This is a genomic window from Archangium violaceum (assembly GCF_016887565.1).
GTDB classification, from domain to species: domain Bacteria; phylum Myxococcota; class Myxococcia; order Myxococcales; family Myxococcaceae; genus Archangium; species Archangium violaceum_B.
The window spans coordinates 245,891-261,350 of the sequence record NZ_CP069396.1 but is presented as its reverse complement, the minus strand read 5'-3'; the positions used below and the strand labels follow the sequence as shown (position 1 = coordinate 261,350).

Genomic DNA, 15,460 nt, shown 5'->3' with positions numbered 1-15,460 from the left:
CCAGCGCGGCGGACGCGCCGGGGAGGTCGGGGCGTTGCCGGCAGGGCCTGAATCCATCTTCCGACGCCAGGCACTCGAGGAGCATGCCGCCGGAGCCGCCCAGGGCAACCTGCTGACGCTCACGCCCGTCTGGTTGCGCGCGAGCTTCTGGGTGCTCACCGGGGCGCTGGCCGCGGGCGTGCTGGGCCTCGTCCTGGCCTCCATCGACGAGTACGCCGAGGGGCCCGCCTTCGTCCAGGTGGAGGGCGGGCAGGACCTCACCGCGACGGCCTCGGGCATCGTCACGAACGTGGACGTGCGCCCCGGGCAGCGCGTGACGGCGGGCCGCGTCCTGCTGCGCCTCTACCCCGCGCAGGAGCTCGCCGAGCGCGATCGGCTCCAGCGCGAGCTGGACGCACAGCTCGTCCGGCGCATGTTGGATCTCACCGACGAGAGCGCGCGCCAGACGCTCACCTCCCTGCGGGCGCAGCTGGCGCTGGCCCAGGCCCGCCTCGACGAGCGCTCGCTCCGGGCCCCCACCGACGGCGTGGTGGGTGACATCCGCGTCCGCCCGGGACAGGCGGTGGGCCCGGGCGATGTGCTGCTGTCGCTGCGCCGGGACGCGGCTCCCGTCTCGGTGACGGTGCTGCTGCCGGGCTATTCCCGCCCGATGCTGCGCGTGGGAGGCGCCGTGCGCCTGGAGCTGCACGGCTTCCCCTACGAGTACGTGGACCTGACCATCTCGGAGATGGCGGACGAGCTGGTGGGCCCCACCGAGGTGCGGCGCTACCTGGGCCAGGCGCGAGGGGACGTGGTGTCCTTGCAGCAGGGTTCGCTGGTGCTCGTCCGGGCGCAACTGCCCTCGCGCGAGTTCTCCAGCGAGGGACGCACCTACCGTTACCACGACGGGATGACCGGCACGGCGCGGGCGCGAGTGGGTACGCGCGGCGCGCTGGTGGCGCTCTTCCCCGTCCTCAAGCCGTTGTGGCCTTCCCGTGAGTGAAGAAAACCCCCGAGGCTTCTTCGACAGGTTTCCCGCCCTGCTCCAGCTGGGGAGGAGCGGGCGCAAGCGGCGCATTCCGCTGGTGCGGCAGCTGGCGGCGACCGAGTGCGGCGCGGCCTGCCTGTCCATGGTGCTGGCGTATCACGGCCGCCGGGTGAGCCTGGACGAGCTGCGCGGCACGATGGGGGTGGGCCGGGACGGGACGACGGCGCTGGACGTGCTGCGCGCGGGCCGGGCCTACGGCCTGCACGGGCGCGGGGTGAAGGTGGAGCTGAACGAGGTGGAGCTGCTCGAGCCCGGCGCCATCCTCCACTGGGAGTTCAAGCACTTCGTCGTCTTCGAGGCGGTGCGCGACGGCGGGGTGGACCTGTTGGATCCAGGGCTGGGGCGGCGCCACATCCCCCTGGAGTCCTTCGCGCGCTCCTTCACGGGCGTGGCCGTGCTGTTCGAGCCGGGCGAGGGCTTCGAGAAGGGCGGCACGCGGACCAGCCCGGCGGGGCGCTACGTGCGCCAGGTGGTGCAGCAGTGGCCGCTGCTGGCGCGCGTCGCGCTGGTGTCCGCCGCGCTGCAGTTCTTCGCGCTCGCGGTGCCATCGCTCACCGGGGCGGTGGTGGACAGCATCATCCCCCGAGGGGATTCACGGCTGTTGATGGTGGTGGGCGCGGGGCTGGTGTCGCTCACCGTCTTCCAGTTCCTGGTCACGCTGGTGCGCGCGCACCTGCTGCTGCACCTGCGCACGTGGCTGGACGCGCGCATGACACTGCGCTTCCTGGACTACATGGTGGACCTGCCGCTCTCCTTCTTCCAGCTGCGCTCGGCGGGCGACCTGATGGGCCGCGTCAACAGCCACAGCACCATCCGCGAGATGCTCACCACGGGAGCGCTCTCCGGACTGCTCGATGGCGTGATGGTGTGCGGCTACCTGGTGCTGTTGATGGTGCTCAGCCCGGCGCTGGGACTGCTCTCGCTGGGACTGGCGGTGGTGCAGGTGCTGGTGTTCGTGGTGCCCATGGCGAAGCAGCGCGAGCTGCTGGCGCGCAACCTCGAGGCGGAAGCCACCTCGCAGAGCTACCTGCTGGAGATGCTCACGGGGATGCCGACGCTCAAGGCCCTGGGCGTGGAGCCCCGCTCGGTGGAGCACTGGTCCAACCTCTACGTGGACGTGCTCAACAGCTCGCTGGATCGGGGCCGTCTCAACGCGCTCACCGAGTCGGCCGGCAACGCGCTGAGGCTGGCCTCGCCGCTCGTCATCCTGTGCGTGGGAGCCTCGCTGGTGCTCCAGGGCCAGCTGTCGCTGGGCACCATGCTGGCGCTGAGCGCCCTGGCCGCGGGCTTCCTCACGTCCCTGGCCACGCTGGTGGGCACCGCCAACCAGCTGCAGCTGCTGGGCGGGTACATGGAGCGGCTGGGAGACATCCTGGACAGCCCTCCCGAGCAGCCCCGGGGAGAGCCCCGGCCGCCGCACACGCTGCGCGGTGGCATCAAGCTGGAGCAGGTGTCCTTCCGCTACTCCGCCCAGGGCGCGCTGGTGGTGAAGGACGTGACGGTGGACATCCCGCCCGGGCAGTTCGTGGCCATCGTGGGCCGCTCCGGAGCGGGGAAGACGACGCTGGCGCAGCTGCTGGTGGGCATGTACCTGCCCAGCTCGGGCCGGGTCCTCTACGACGGGGTGGACCTGGCCTCGTTGGACCTGCGCGCGGTCCGGCGGCAGCTGGGCATCGTCATGCAGAATCCGGCGCTCTTCCGCGGCAGCATCCGCAGCAACATCGCGCTGGCGGACCCGTCGCTGACGCTCGAGGAGGTGGAGCGGGCGGCGCAGTTGGCGCAGGTGCACCAGGACATCATGGGAATGCCCATGGGCTACGAGACGCTGCTGTCGGACATGGGCGGAGCCATCTCGGGAGGCCAGCGGCAGAGACTGGCCCTGGCGAGGGCGCTGGCGATGAAGCCCGCGGTGCTGCTGCTGGACGAGGCAACCAACGCGCTGGACACCGTCACCGAGCGGCGGGTGCAGGACGCGCTGGCGGAGCTGCGCTGCACCCGGGTGGTCATCGCACACCGGTTGAGCACGGTGCAGGCGGCGGACCTCATCCTGGTGATGGACGCCGGGCAGGTGGTGGAGTCCGGCACGCACGAGGAGTTGATGCGGCGGGGAGGCTTCTACGCCACGCTGGTGCACGCCCCCGGCTCCGAGCTGAAGCACGACAAGGCGGGCTGAGGAACTCCCTCGCGGGTGATGAAGTCTCGGAGGGTCCACCGTGGAAGAGGGCGAGCACGGCCTCGCCCGCCCGCCTGCCATTGGACCGCGCGGCTCACATCATCTGCCAGCCCACTCAATCTCCAGCGCAGTGCGCTTCCAACACCTGGAGACAATCATGTCGACCGAGACACAGCAGGCCCCATCCACGCAGGAGCTGTCCGATGCCAGGGCCCCGGATATCCGTTTCGACGGAGAGCTCGAGGGCTACACCTTCCTGGCCGGCAAGCTCGAGCGCGCGTACACCCAGCGCGACGTGCGGAGCACGTGGGACATGATCATCCCGGGCGCCTTTCTGGAGTTCACGGAAGCCACGAACCTTCTCTTCTATGACGGCACGGCGGGCGTGGGGGAGTTCTACCTGCCGAGCGGGGAAGGGGGCGAGCCCCAGCTCCTGAAGCGACACACCGACTGGCGCCGTGGGTGGGATCTCATCGTCCCGAGCAATTTCCTGGAGGCCAGCAAGGGTGACTCGCTGCTCTTCTACGATCGGGAGGAGGGGCTGGGAGAGCTCTATGGAACGGGCGATGAGGGGGACATCTTCCGGGTCGCGCGGTTCACCAACTGGCGCCGCACCTGGAACGCCATCCTTCCCATCCTCCCCCTGGACGTGGCTCCCGACGCCCCGCTGGCCTTCGACTCGATCCTCTTCTACGACCGGGCCGCGGGCCACGGCGAGTTCTACGCGACGGATGGACAGGGACGCATCTCCCGGGTGGCGAGTCACACCAACTGGCGCCGCACCTGGGACCTGATCGTCCCCTTCACCCAGTCCACCAGCGACGCCAATCGCACCACGTTGGTGTTCTACGACCGGAACGCGGGCCACGGAGAGCTGTACGCGGTGGATGGGCAAGGAGGCATCGCCCTGCTGGCGGCGCACACGAACTGGCGCCGCACCTGGGACATGATCATCCCCTGCAGGATCTCCGACACCGGCGCCAACGGCCTGCTGTTCTACGACCGGAGCGTGGGGCAGGGAGAGCTGTACGCGGTGGATGGACGCGGAAGCATCGCCCAGGTGGCGCGGTACACCAACTGGCGCCGCACCTGGGATGCCATCGTGTTCGGCACCCTGGCAGGCTCCGGGCCCATCCTCGACCCGGGCCTGCTCTTCTACGAGCGGTAGGAGCGCCCTGGAGCCCTACCGGGCCGTGTAGCCGCCGTCGATGACGAGCGCCGTGCCGGTGATGTACGACGACCAGTCGGACAGCAGGAACAGCACCGGCTTCGCCACCTCCTCCGAGCGGGCCGCGCGCTGCATCGGCACGCCGTCGACGAAGGCCTGGCGGACCGGCTCGCCCTGCTGGATGTGGCTCCAGATCTCCGTCTCGATCGGGCCGGGCATCACGGCGTTCACCCGGATGCCCTCCGTCGCGTAGTCCAGGGCCGCGGCCTTGGTCATGCCCAGCAATCCATGCTTGGCCGTCGTGTAGGCCCCGAAGCCGGAACCGGCGACGAGCCCGAGGATGGAGGCGCAGTTGACGATGGAGCCACCCCCGGTCTTCTTCATCGCCTGGATTTCGCAACGCATGCACAGCAGGGCGGAGTCCAGGTTGACCGTCATCAGCTGGCGGTACTCGGCCGCCGGGAGGTCCGCGAGCTTGCCGAGCGGGCCGGGGATGCCGGCGTTGTTGAAGGCACCATCCAGCCTGCCGTACTCGCGGACGGTGCGCGCGACGAGCGCCTCGATCTCCGACTCCTGCGAGACGTCCGTGCGCACGAAGAGCGCCTGGCCTCCGCTGGCGCGGATCTGCCCCACCAGCTCCTCGCCCCTGTCGGCGCGGCGGCCGGCGAGCACGACCCGGGCACCCTGCCGGGCCGCCTCCACGGCGGTGGCGGCTCCAATGCCAGACGTGGCGCCGGTGACGATGATGACCTTGTCCTTGAGCAGCATGTCTTCCCCCACCCTGCCACGGGAGGGAGCCTCGGAAATGGGCTCCACGTCCGTGCAGGGGGAGGCGGGATGCTCCGTGGCCGGAGACCCATGTGTCAAGCAACCAACACTCCGAGGGGCACCCCGGGCGAGGTGCCCCCCGCGCCCAGAGGCTAGTAGCTGCCCTTGAGTGAGACGCTCGCGTACGTGGAGTACCCGCGCAACAACACGTAGATGCGGGTGGCCGCGGTCTTCGCCGCGATGTTGCACGTCTCGTTGTTGCCACTCAGGTACGGACGGCAGTCGTACGAGGACGTGGTCGGCGCGGAGCCCGCCTTCACATACAGGTCCACGTCACCCGTGCCGCCGCTGATGACGAAGCTGGACGCCTTGCTGGCCGGCACGTCCAGGTAGTAGTAGGTCTGCGAGCCCGTGGCGCCCGACAGGCCCGTCTTCGCCACGCCGTTGGTCAGCGGGCTGGCCGGCGGAGGAGGCACCGACACGCCCACGCCCACGGCCGTCCAGGCCGCCGTCACCGCGGCCACCTCGGCCGAGCCAGTGCCGTAGAGCGAAATCGCGGCCTGCTCGGTGTAGGTCTTCGCCTGGGCGAAGGTGGTGGAGGCCGTCATCAAATCCCTGTTGGCCTTGTAGAAGATGGCGCCGGCCTTCTGCACGCCGATGCCCGTCACCACCGTGGTCGACTTGCCGCGCGGGTGCGTGCCGCCCGTGGACAGCAGCTTGAACGCCAGGTTGGCGATACCCGAGCTGTAGTGCACGTCCACGCTGCCGGCGCTGCTCGTCCAGTAGTCGAGCGAGGAGCCGTCCAGCGCCGGGTCATACATGTAGCGGAGCGCGTCACCCGCGGTGGAGGGCGTCCAGATGTCCTCGCCCACCTTCCACACGTCCAGGTCCGTGGCCCAGGTGCGCGTCCAGCTCTCGCAGTAGGCGGCGAAGATGTCGCTCATGCCCTCGTTGAGGCCGCCGGACTCGCCCGAGTAGATGAGATTGGAATCGTACTCGGTCACCGCGTGGGTGAACTCGTGGACGACGACATCCAGGTCGTTGCACAGCGAACCACTGTTGACGCCATCTCCGTCACCGCAGGTCATCTGGCTGCCGTCCCAGTAGGCGTTGACGTAGTTGCTGCCGTAGTGGACGGTGGCCCGCAGCTGCGCCCCGGCGCCGTTGAACGAGTCGCGGCCGAGGTTCTGAGAGAAGCAATTGTAGAAGAGGCCGAGGTTGTCATAGGCCTTGTCCACGACGGGGTCCCCCGTGGGAGCCTGCCCCTCGCTGCGGACCAGGTGGGTGGGCGGAGGGGTCGCCGAGTAGATGGCGCGGTTGAGTGCGTCGTGGATCTCCGAGATGCGCTCCACGACGGCACCATCGAGGGCGTTGACGAAGACGCGATCCTTCACCGGCATGCCCTCGTGCGAGCCCGTGACGAGGGTCTCGAAGGCCAGCTTCAACCGCCCGTCCGCGCTGGAGCGGATGTAGACGAGCCGGGGCGACTCCTGCGTGGAGCTGCCACCCGGCGTGCTCTCGAGCGACACGACACGCGCGGCCTCGGGGGAGATGCGGGCGCGGGAGGGGAGCTGCTCGCCATCGCGGGCCGAGCCATTGGCGGCGTAGATGCGGCCGTCACCGTCCACGTGGACGGCAAGCTCCTGGCCCACGACCGGCAGCCCGTTCTTCATCTGGGCATAGCGGATGTGGGTGTGGCCCTGCTCGTCCTGGGTGAGGTGGCGCACGACGAGGTCGGCGGCATTCAAGCGGAACATGGGAGCGATGCCGGCCAGGGCCTGGTTGACCTGCGCGTGAGCATCCCGGGCCGCGAGCCCCTGAAGCGACAGGTCGGTCGAGCCGAAGTCGCCGCGAACCATGTACGGAACGCCGTTGTCGTGCGTGCCGAGCACCTGCGTCGAGGGGAAGGCGGCGAGGGCCGCCTCGATGTCCTGGGTGGAGCCGAGGTCGGTGGCATCGACCTTCGCCTCACCGGCGGAAGGGTCCGACTGCTCCGTGCCACAGGCCGTGAGGGCGAACGTGAGACAAGCTGCGAGCATGCGGGTACGCATCCAGGTCTTCCTCCCCTTCGACGGCAGCATGCCGTCGAACCGGGAGAGCATGAATGCGAGCCAGACCTCGAATCAAGGCGAGGACTGGAAAAACGGGCTCACGGCCGTTGTTGCTTCCGGAGCCACACTCGCCAGCCCTCGGAGTCGTGCTGCTCTCCCGAGAGGCGCTCCAGCACGGTGCGGGCCGGGTCGCGGTTGATGGGCTGCTGGAGCGCGGTCATGGCCACGAGCTGCGCACCGGCCTGACGGAGGATGTCCGCGCGACGGGCCGTCAGCTCCGAGGGGCTCGTCTTCTCGAGCACGGCCGCGAGCAGGCTGGTGGCCTTGTTGCGGTCGGTCGTCTGCGGAAGGGCCATGGCATCGAGCACGCGGGACAGCTCGACGAGCGGCCGGTCCGCGTTGCGCTGCAGGGCGCCCAGCACGCGGAGCACGTTGTTGCGCACCAGCGGGGAAGAGTCCCGGATGGAGCCCACGAGCCGCTCGATGGCTGGACCCGACTCGGAGGCATACGCGAGCAGGAAGGCGGCGGCGGCCCGGTTCTTCGGGTCGGCGTCCTCGCGCAGCACGCGGGCCAGCGCGTCCACGCGGGCGGGGACCTTCTCCACGAAGACGGGCTCGAAGGACGACAGCTCGGGGTGGCCGAAGCCCAGCGAGCAGTGCGTCACCCGGCAGACGGGCTTCGCGAGGTCCAGCTCGCCCCGGCGCAGCAGCGTCCAGGCCCGGTCCTCGTACTCCCGCCACCGCGCCACGAGCCCCTCCGGGTCCTCCGGATGCCCGGCCGGCTCGGGGAGGAACTTCAGCCGCCAGGCCTCGTCCTCGTCCACCAGGTCCACGGTGATGTAGTCGCGGCCCGCCTCGGCGCCCGCGTGGTAGCTGATGTACGCCACATGGGAGAAGGCCAGGGCGTACTGTCTCCGGAGCTCGGTCTCCTTCATCGTCACCAGCGCCTGGCTGAACACGAAGGGCCGGCCCACTTCGAAGCCGAACGCGCGGCGCACCGTCTCGGCATCGACGCGGCGCGAGCCATACACGTCGACCCCCGCGAGCACGCGCAGGGGCGGTGGGGGCTTGGGCGCCTTCTGGGCATTGGCCCTCGCCTGGGCGAGCACCGCGTCCCAGCCCTCGAGCGCGCGCAGCGGGCGGAGCTCGGGATCATTCGCCAGCGTGTCGGCCTGGGGGTAGCCCTCCTGGACCGCGCGCCGCAGCAGCCCGAGCCCCTCCTGGTGAGCACCGGCCAACGATGCGCAGCACGCCGCGGAATAGAGGAGCTCGCCACGGGTGGCGGCCTCCGGGCTCGCGTCCGCGGACGAGCGGTAGCGCTCGGCACAGCGAGGGAAGTCGAGCGCGAAGTACGCCGCCTCGGCCTCTTGCCTCAGCGCATTCGCATCCACCGGAGCGGCGGTGGGCGCCGGAGCGACAGCGGGCGCCGAAGCGGCGGTGGGTGCCGGGGCGTGGGCGCACCCCGGCCCGAGCAGGGCCACGGCGAGCGCACACGCCAGGAACGCGAGAGACCTTTTCATGAGAGACCTCCAGGGCACAGGGGCGCGAGGCCCCTCGGCTCACAAGGACACGGCGGGCAACGGAGCGGCCTCGGCCGCGCCCCAGTACCACTCCACGCGGGCCTCGCGGCGCTTCTGGGCGAGCCACTCCTCGAACATCTGGTCCGCCACCTTCGCGCGCATCGCCTCGTCGAACCGGGCGGGGAGGAAGCGCAACACCTGCACCAGCTCGCAGCCATTCCCGCTGCTGACGGGAGGGGCCAACTGCCCCGGCTCGGTGGAGAAGAGGACCTCGGCTTGCTGGGGCTCGACCTCTCCGCGCCGCAGCGTGACGAACAGGTCGCTCGGCTCGTTGCGCTCCAGGAAGCGCGTCTGGGCCATCTGGAGGAACTGGCCCGGCTTGCCGCGCAGTTGCTCGTACGTCCGCTGGGCCTCGGCCTGGTCGGCGATGAACACCCGGGCGACCTGGACACGATCGAATTCGGCACGGTGGCTGTTGAACCACGCCTCCTCACGGCCCTCGGACACGCGCTGGCGCAGCTTCTTCTGCGCCACCGTCGAGCGCAGGTGATTCTCCAGCAGCTGCTCGGTGGTGCCGTGCTCGAGCATCCAGCGCTCCACCTGGGCCGCGGTGAACAGCCGCCGCCGCTGGCGGAACTCGAGCAGCGCCTCGGCGAAGTCCTCGTCGGTGACCTCGACGACGCCGCCCTGGAGCTCCTGCTCGATGATGGCCACGTTGATGAGGTGACGGCCGATGTGCAGGGTGTGCCACGCGTAGTCCAGGCTGGTGATGACCTGGTTGATGCGGATGGGCTCGTCGTTGACGCGCACCACGAGCGACTCGTTCATCCGCTGTAGCCCGCGCGCGGGCCAGGGCAGCGACTCGTCGGCGCAGTAGCCCAGCGAGTACGTGCCGTCATCATCGCCGACGAGGATGTCGTAGTGACGCTTGTCCTCGTACGTCTCCTGCTCCCAGACCATGTTCATCCAGTGAGCGGGGTGACGGGCCTTCAACTCGCGGACCAGCTCCTTGGCCTGGTCGGGCTCGAGCCGCTCCTGGCGCAGCCGCACCAGCAGCTCGAGCGAGTCGCGGACGGCGGCAAGCAGGGACTCCTTCATGGGCACTTCTCCTGTGAGGCGCGCGAGGGCCGGCTGGTGGGAAAACGGGTGGGAGCGCCCGGGTTCATGAGCGCGGTGCAGATGGCATCGCCGATGGGCAGGCCCGTCTGCTCCTCTATCCACAACCATTGGCCGTTGGGGTTGATCTCCAGGAAGACGTAGCGGTCATCCGGGGTGACGATGATGTCGATGGCGCCGAAGCACAGTCCCAGGCGGGCGACGAGCTCCAGGCAGGCGCGGCGGACGGAGTCCGGCAGGTGGTGCTCGCGGTGCGGAGTGTGGCCCAGGTCATAGTGACGCCAGTCGAGCTGGGTGCGCTTGGTGGACTGGGAATGGATTTCGGCGGCGAGCACCGCCTCACCGACGACGGTGATGCGCAGCTCGAACTTCTTGGGCACACGGGCCTGGAACAACATGGGGCTGTGGCGCAGGCGCCGCGCGTAGCCCACGTCGCGGGTGGTGACTGGCTGCGTGTAGCGGATCAGCTCGCGGCCGGTGCGCTGGCTGGCGGGCATGGCGACACTGGGAAACTTGTCGATGAGCTGCCCGTCATGCTGGCGATAGAATTCCAGGAACTCATCCGGCTCGTTGGTGATGAGCGTGGGAGGAATCTCGAGCCCGAGCTGCGTGGCCAACTGAAGCTGGAGCTGCTTGTTGTCCGCGCGCCGGATGGCGTCGATGGGCCCTGGCAACCAGGGGACCTCCTCCAAGGCGTTGGTGGTGTCCTGGACGAGCCGGTAGCACTCCTCGTCCGCGTACTCCTTGAGCAGCGGCAAGGGGATGTGCGTGGGGACGCGAGGCTTGCTCGGGCGGCGCAACCAGGCGCTGGTGCACTCGGCCAGCTCGAACACCTCGCCGCCGCGGGTGAGCCGGACACTCTTGTGCCCGCCGCGATAGGAGATGGACATCGCCGCCGTGCCAGGGAACTCGGCCCAGTCGAAGCGGCACACCCTGGCGCCGCGCTGGAGCAGCTTCGCCTCGACGGCGTTGGCGTGCAGGTCCTTGGGTTCACTCACGATGAGAATCATGACCCGCTCCGCGGAAGGGGTTGGTGAAGCAGGCGCGCCCGGCTCGCCATCTGGCGGACCAGACGCGCCTGATTCCTACTTCTTACTGGTCGGTGTCACCGGTGTCGGAGGTGGTGCCACCCTGGGTGGGGCCCTGGCCGCCCGTGACGAACTTCAGCTCCGCCTCGGAGATCTCGCGCTCACCCAGCCGCTTCGAGGTCTCGGCGATGTCCTTCACCTGGAGGCGGGTCTTCGGCTGCATCTTGCTCATGTTGTTCTCCATGTAGGGTTTGCGAGCCGCCCCATCGAGCTCGGGCTCCGATGAAGCGCTGCGGACATAACGCCGCTGGGAGGATTTATTCCCAAGGTGCCCGTACGATTTCAGCGTGTGACCCGGATGGGGAGCTCGCGTCACACCTGAGCGCGGCGGGGAGCGTTTCACGAATCTTGATGCGGACGTGTGCGAGCCTCGGCATCGTCACGCGCGCCCAGGTTCAATCACAGAAGAAGGAGAGCGGCATGGCGGAACGCAAGGTGCAGTCCAATGGCATCGAGTTGTGGACCGAGAGCTTTGGCGACTCCAGGGACCCAGCCATCCTGTTGGTGATGGGCGCCTCGGCCCAGGGCATCGCCTGGCCCGAGGAGCTCATCGAGCAGCTGGTCGCCGGAGGGCACTTCGTCATCCGCTACGACCATCGAGACACCGGCCAGTCGACCTGCTTCGACTTCCAGAAGAATCCCTACACGCTGGCGGACATGGCCGCGGACACGGTGGGCTTGCTCGATGCGTACGGCATCACCGCGGCCCATCTGGTGGGCGCCTCGATGGGAGGAATGATTTCCCAGATGGTGAGCATCCTCCACCCCGAGCGCGTGCGTACCCTCACCGTGATGATGTCCACGCCGCTGCGGCCCGCGACCCTGGAGTCCATCCAGCAGGCCATCCAGGGTCGGACAACGACGGAGGCGCCGCTGCCACCGCCCGCCCCACACATCATCGAGATGCACATGGCGGCGGCCAGCAAACCGCCCGTCACGCGCCAGGAGCACATCGACTTCCAGGTGAAGATGGTCCGAGCCCTGTCCGGCAGCGCGGCCCCCTTCGACGAGCCGGATATCCGGCGGAAGGTGGAACGGATGCTCGAACGTGCGCGCAACCCGGCCGCCGCGATGAACCACGGGCTCGTGCCCTCCGCCACTCACGAGCAGGCCGAGGCGCTGAAGCGCCTGCGCGTCCCCACGCTCGTCATTCACGGATCCGAGGATCCGATCCTTCCTCCCGCGCACGGGGTCGCCGTGGCCGAGACCATCCCCGGAGCCAGGCTGCTCATGCTACAAGGGCTGGGCCACGATTTTCCCCGCCCACTGCTCGGGGAGATGGCGCGAGCGATCCTCACGCACGCGGGCTCGAGGGCCTGATACCGGGAGCGCCGCGGGGGCCACGCGGCGCGCTCACGGGGGAGGCGTGTGCCGCCTCTGTCCTCCTTCCCCCACAGGGGATGTGAATGAAGGTGACAGAGGCAACCCGGTTGCTGCTCGCCGGAATGGTGGTTGTGCTCGGCGGCTGCACGGAGACACGTGGAAGGGATGACGTTCAGGAACCGGCTCCGAGCACCGCGAGCCAGGTGTTACCGCTGGGTGCGGCCCAGGTGCGGGACATCAACACCCGCCCGGTCCGGTTTCCCCAGCACCGCCCCGGGTCCGTGGCCCTGACGAGTGGCGTGTCGCTCTTCGTGGCGGAAGACGAGCTGCATGGCAGGGAGCTGTGGCGCGGTGACGGGACCGAGGCGGGCACCTCGCTGGTGAAGGACCTCGCGCCAGGACTGAAGGGCTCTGGGCCCCGGCTCCTGACGCTCGCGCAGGGGACGGTCTTCTTCGCGGCCCAGAGTGGGGGCGCGGACGACTTCGGGAGCGAGGAGCTCTGGAAGACGGACGGCACCGCGGCGGGCACCGTCCTGGTGAAGCGCCTGCCCAGGACCGGTGACTCGGACCAGATTGGAGCCATGGTCCAGGTGGGTGGAACGGTGTTCTTCATCTACCACCAGTACGACGGGAACTATCTGCAGCAGCTCTGGAAGAGCGATGGCACCGAGGCGGGCACCGTGCTCCTCCAGCAACTGGCTCCCACGGACAGCTGCGGCTGCGATTTCGAGCTGCTCTCCACGGGCACCACCTTGTTCTTCACCGGCAGGGACGCCGCGAACAACCTGGTGCTGTGGAAGCGGGCTGGGACCGGCGCGGCCGTGCTCCTCAAGACGATCCCCGTGCCGTCCAGCTCCTACATCTCCAGTCACCTCCTCACCCAGGTGGGCAGCTCGCTCTTCTTCACCGTGGACAAGGTCCTGTGGAAGAGCGACGGGACGCCCGCGGGAACGGTCGCCGTGGCCACGCAGTCCTCCAGGATCGCCGACCTGGAGGCCGTCAACGGCACCCTCTTCCTCTCGAGCTCCGCGTCGCTCTGGAAGAGCAATGGCACGGCGCCGGTCCTCGTCCGGAGCTTCGATGACGCGCCGGGCTCGCTCACCGCGCTCGGCAATGCCCTGTATTTCATTGGCACCGACGCCCTGGGCGGACGTGAGCTGTGGACGAGCGATGGCACGACGGCGGGCACGCGCCAGGTGAAGGATCTGGTCCCGGGCGTGGACGGCTCGGCCCCCCAGGAGCTCGTCCCCTGGAACGGTGGCCTCTACTTCACCGCCTCGGCCGCGGTGGGCACGCGCGGGCTGTGGCGCAGCGACGGCACCGCCGCCGGAACGCTCGCCCTCAAGACGTGGGCCGAAGCGGAGAACCCCTGGTACGGACAGTCTCCCTATCTCACCCCGGTGGGGAGCGCGCTGCTCTTCTCCGTGCCGGAGGGCCCGGTGGACGAGTCGGGCTCCCCGCTGGACCGCAGGCCGCGGAACACGTGGAGGACGACCGGGACCGTGAAGGGAACCCGGGAGCTGGCGGGCGTCTGGGCCGGCACCCGGAGCTCCCAGACCCGGCAGCGCCCGCTCGGCGTCGTCGGGGGCACGGTCTTCTTCGTCGCCTCGGATGGCAACCCCGGCGAGGCGCTCTGGAAGAGCGATGGGACGGCGGCCGGCACGGTCCAGCTCAGGGCCCTGGCGCGGGTGGCTCCGGAGGAGGACACGTGGCTGCGCACGCCCGGAGCGGCGCACGTGGGCGGGACGCTCTTCTTCACGGCGGACGACGGGGTGCATGGCCTCGAGCTGTGGAAGAGCGATGGCACCGCCGTCGGGACGGTGCTGGTCAAGGACCTCCGCCCGGGCCCCGACTCCTCCGAACCCGGGGAGCTCACCGCGTTCAACGGCGCCCTGTTCTTCAAGGCGTATGACGACGTCAACGGGATGTCCCTGTGGCGCAGCGATGGAACCGAGGCCGGCACCGTTCCCGTCAAGTCCATGGGCCAGGAGGACTCCTCGGGGAGCGTCGACGAGCTCACGGTGATGGGAGGCGTCCTCTATTTCGAGGCGGATGACAGCCTTCACGAGCCGGGGTTGTGGAAGAGTGACGGCACTCCGGGCGGGACGAGCCTGGTCAAGGTGCCCTTCGCCAATAACTACGCCTCGCTCGGCATGTTCATGGCGGTGAACGGCACGCTGTTCTTCAGCGCTCGCGACGGATACGGCGCGGAGCAGCTCTGGAAGAGCGATGGCACGCAGAGCGGCACGGTCCTCGTCAAGGGCGGGTTCGAGGCCCTGGAGATGTCCCACCCGGTGCCCTCACAGAACCTGTTGTACTTCACCGCGGACGATGGCGTTCACGGCTACGAGCTGTGGCGGAGCGATGGCACGGAGGCCGGGACGCACCTGCTCGAGGACATCCATCCCGGACTCGGGGGCTCCGCGTCGCATGCGCTCACGGCCACGGGCTCGGGAGTGGTGTTCGTGGCCTACGAGGAGACCCACGGCTGGGAGCTCTGGAGAACCGACGGCACGGAGGCCGGGACGCACCTGCTCGTGGAGTTGCTTCCGGGTCCGCGAGGAGGCGTCCGCCCCAGGGAGCAGGATTACCTCGTCGACATCCTCGGGTTGGAGGAGCGGGGCCTGGCGCTCTTCACCGGTGTGGACGAGGCCGGCGGCGCGGAGCTGTGGCGGACGGATGGGACGGTGGCGGGCACGTTCCGGATGCTGGACCTCGTGCCCGGCCCCGACTCCTCCGAACCCGATTCGTTCGCCCGCGTGGGGGACAGGCTCTTCTTCATGGCGGGTGACAAGGCGTACGGCCGCGAGCCGCGGTTCCTCGCCATCCCCAGGGACCTCGGCTCGGCCACCGGCACCGCCGTCGTCCAGGGCACCACGTGCACCGCGGCGAGCCATGTGACTCCCAGTTGCACCTACAACGCCCTGGCTCCGGACTCCACGTTCGCCTGGACGGCCCCCTCGGCGGGGGTCTTCACCTTCACCACGGCGGGCTCCAGCTATGACACGAGCCTTGAGGTGTCGGACTCCGCCTCCGGCACGTCGCTGGGGTGCAACGACGACGCGAACGAGACGCTCCAGTCGTCCGTGACGGTGAGCCTGTCGGCCGGGCAGACCGTCCTCGTCACCGTCGACGGTTACGACACCGAGTGCGGCCCCTTCCGCCTCGGCATCCTTCCCACACCGTGAGAATCCAGACTCGCCTCTTTCCGGGCTCTCCGGGCTGA

11 protein-coding genes are annotated in these 15,460 nt (G+C 69.4%); 5 read left to right on the top strand and 6 right to left on the bottom strand.

Annotated elements, in window-relative coordinates:
* Positions 1–34 precede the first annotated feature (34 nt).
* From JRI60_RS01155 to JRI60_RS01145, 3 genes are all read left to right on the top strand, one after another.
* On the top strand, positions 35–982 hold the full coding sequence (locus JRI60_RS01155; RefSeq protein WP_204223953.1) for an efflux RND transporter periplasmic adaptor subunit: 948 nt from the start codon (positions 35–37) through the stop codon (positions 980–982).
* Positions 975–3,200 carry a peptidase domain-containing ABC transporter gene (locus JRI60_RS01150; RefSeq protein WP_204223952.1) on the top strand — a complete coding sequence of 742 codons (2,226 nt, stop codon included), beginning with the start codon at positions 975–977 and terminating at the stop codon, positions 3,198–3,200. Before JRI60_RS01155 ends, JRI60_RS01150 begins: the two co-directional genes overlap by 8 nt.
* Positions 3,201–3,357: 157 nt before the next feature.
* A complete protein-coding gene (locus JRI60_RS01145; protein WP_204223951.1) occupies positions 3,358–4,368 on the top strand; it encodes a hypothetical protein in 1,011 nt (336 codons plus the stop codon).
* 15 nt (positions 4,369–4,383) lie between these two features.
* Here the strand turns inward: JRI60_RS01145 and JRI60_RS01140 are convergent, their stop codons facing one another.
* From JRI60_RS01140 to JRI60_RS01115, 6 genes are all read right to left on the bottom strand, one after another.
* The gene (locus JRI60_RS01140) at positions 4,384–5,136 is read right to left on the bottom strand and encodes an SDR family NAD(P)-dependent oxidoreductase (protein ID WP_204223950.1); all 753 of its coding nucleotides are present in this window, start codon (positions 5,134–5,136) and stop codon (positions 4,384–4,386) included.
* Positions 5,137–5,288: 152 nt separating this feature from the next.
* The gene (locus JRI60_RS01135; protein WP_239470275.1) at positions 5,289–7,187 is read right to left on the bottom strand and encodes a M4 family metallopeptidase; all 1,899 of its coding nucleotides are present in this window, start codon (positions 7,185–7,187) and stop codon (positions 5,289–5,291) included.
* 98 nt (positions 7,188–7,285) lie between these two features.
* Positions 7,286–8,707, bottom strand: coding sequence for a HEAT repeat domain-containing protein (locus JRI60_RS01130; RefSeq protein WP_204223948.1), 1,422 nt, complete (start codon positions 8,705–8,707; stop codon positions 7,286–7,288).
* Positions 8,708–8,746: 39 nt separating this feature from the next.
* Positions 8,747–9,805 carry a TIGR04500 family putative peptide maturation system protein gene (locus JRI60_RS01125; RefSeq protein WP_204223947.1) on the bottom strand — a complete coding sequence of 353 codons (1,059 nt, stop codon included), beginning with the start codon at positions 9,803–9,805 and terminating at the stop codon, positions 8,747–8,749.
* A complete protein-coding gene (locus tag JRI60_RS01120; RefSeq protein WP_204223946.1) occupies positions 9,802–10,833 on the bottom strand; it encodes an MvdC/MvdD family ATP grasp protein in 1,032 nt (343 codons plus the stop codon). Before JRI60_RS01120 ends, JRI60_RS01125 begins: the two co-directional genes overlap by 4 nt.
* Before the next feature lie 82 nt (positions 10,834–10,915).
* Positions 10,916–11,083, bottom strand: a complete 168-nt coding sequence (locus JRI60_RS01115; RefSeq protein ID WP_204223945.1) for a hypothetical protein — start codon at positions 11,081–11,083, stop codon at positions 10,916–10,918.
* Positions 11,084–11,331: 248 nt separating this feature from the next.
* Here JRI60_RS01115 and JRI60_RS01110 point away from each other — a divergent pair, with 248 nt between their 5' ends.
* Together JRI60_RS01110 and JRI60_RS01105 are read left to right on the top strand one after the other, a co-directional pair.
* Positions 11,332–12,231, top strand: coding sequence for an alpha/beta fold hydrolase (locus JRI60_RS01110; RefSeq protein ID WP_204223944.1), 900 nt, complete (start codon positions 11,332–11,334; stop codon positions 12,229–12,231).
* 86 nt (positions 12,232–12,317) lie between these two features.
* Positions 12,318–15,422: an ELWxxDGT repeat protein gene (locus JRI60_RS01105; RefSeq protein WP_204223943.1), complete on the top strand. Its 3,105-nt coding sequence runs from the start codon at positions 12,318–12,320 to the stop codon at positions 15,420–15,422.
* Positions 15,423–15,460 lie beyond the last annotated feature (38 nt).

Coding starts and splice junctions, on each gene's coding strand:
- JRI60_RS01145 (WP_204223951.1), top strand. CDS start 3,358: ATGTCGACCGAGACACAGCAGGCCCCATCCACGCAGGAGCTGTCCGAT.
- JRI60_RS01140 (WP_204223950.1), bottom strand. CDS start 5,136: ATGCTGCTCAAGGACAAGGTCATCATCGTCACCGGCGCCACGTCTGGC.
- JRI60_RS01135 (WP_239470275.1), bottom strand. CDS start 7,187: ATGCGTACCCGCATGCTCGCAGCTTGTCTCACGTTCGCCCTCACGGCC.
- JRI60_RS01130 (WP_204223948.1), bottom strand. CDS start 8,707: ATGAAAAGGTCTCTCGCGTTCCTGGCGTGTGCGCTCGCCGTGGCCCTG.
- JRI60_RS01125 (WP_204223947.1), bottom strand. CDS start 9,805: ATGAAGGAGTCCCTGCTTGCCGCCGTCCGCGACTCGCTCGAGCTGCTG.
- JRI60_RS01120 (WP_204223946.1), bottom strand. CDS start 10,833: ATGATTCTCATCGTGAGTGAACCCAAGGACCTGCACGCCAACGCCGTC.
- JRI60_RS01115 (WP_204223945.1), bottom strand. CDS start 11,083: ATGAGCAAGATGCAGCCGAAGACCCGCCTCCAGGTGAAGGACATCGCC.
- JRI60_RS01110 (WP_204223944.1), top strand. CDS start 11,332: ATGGCGGAACGCAAGGTGCAGTCCAATGGCATCGAGTTGTGGACCGAG.
- JRI60_RS01105 (WP_204223943.1), top strand. CDS start 12,318: ATGAAGGTGACAGAGGCAACCCGGTTGCTGCTCGCCGGAATGGTGGTT.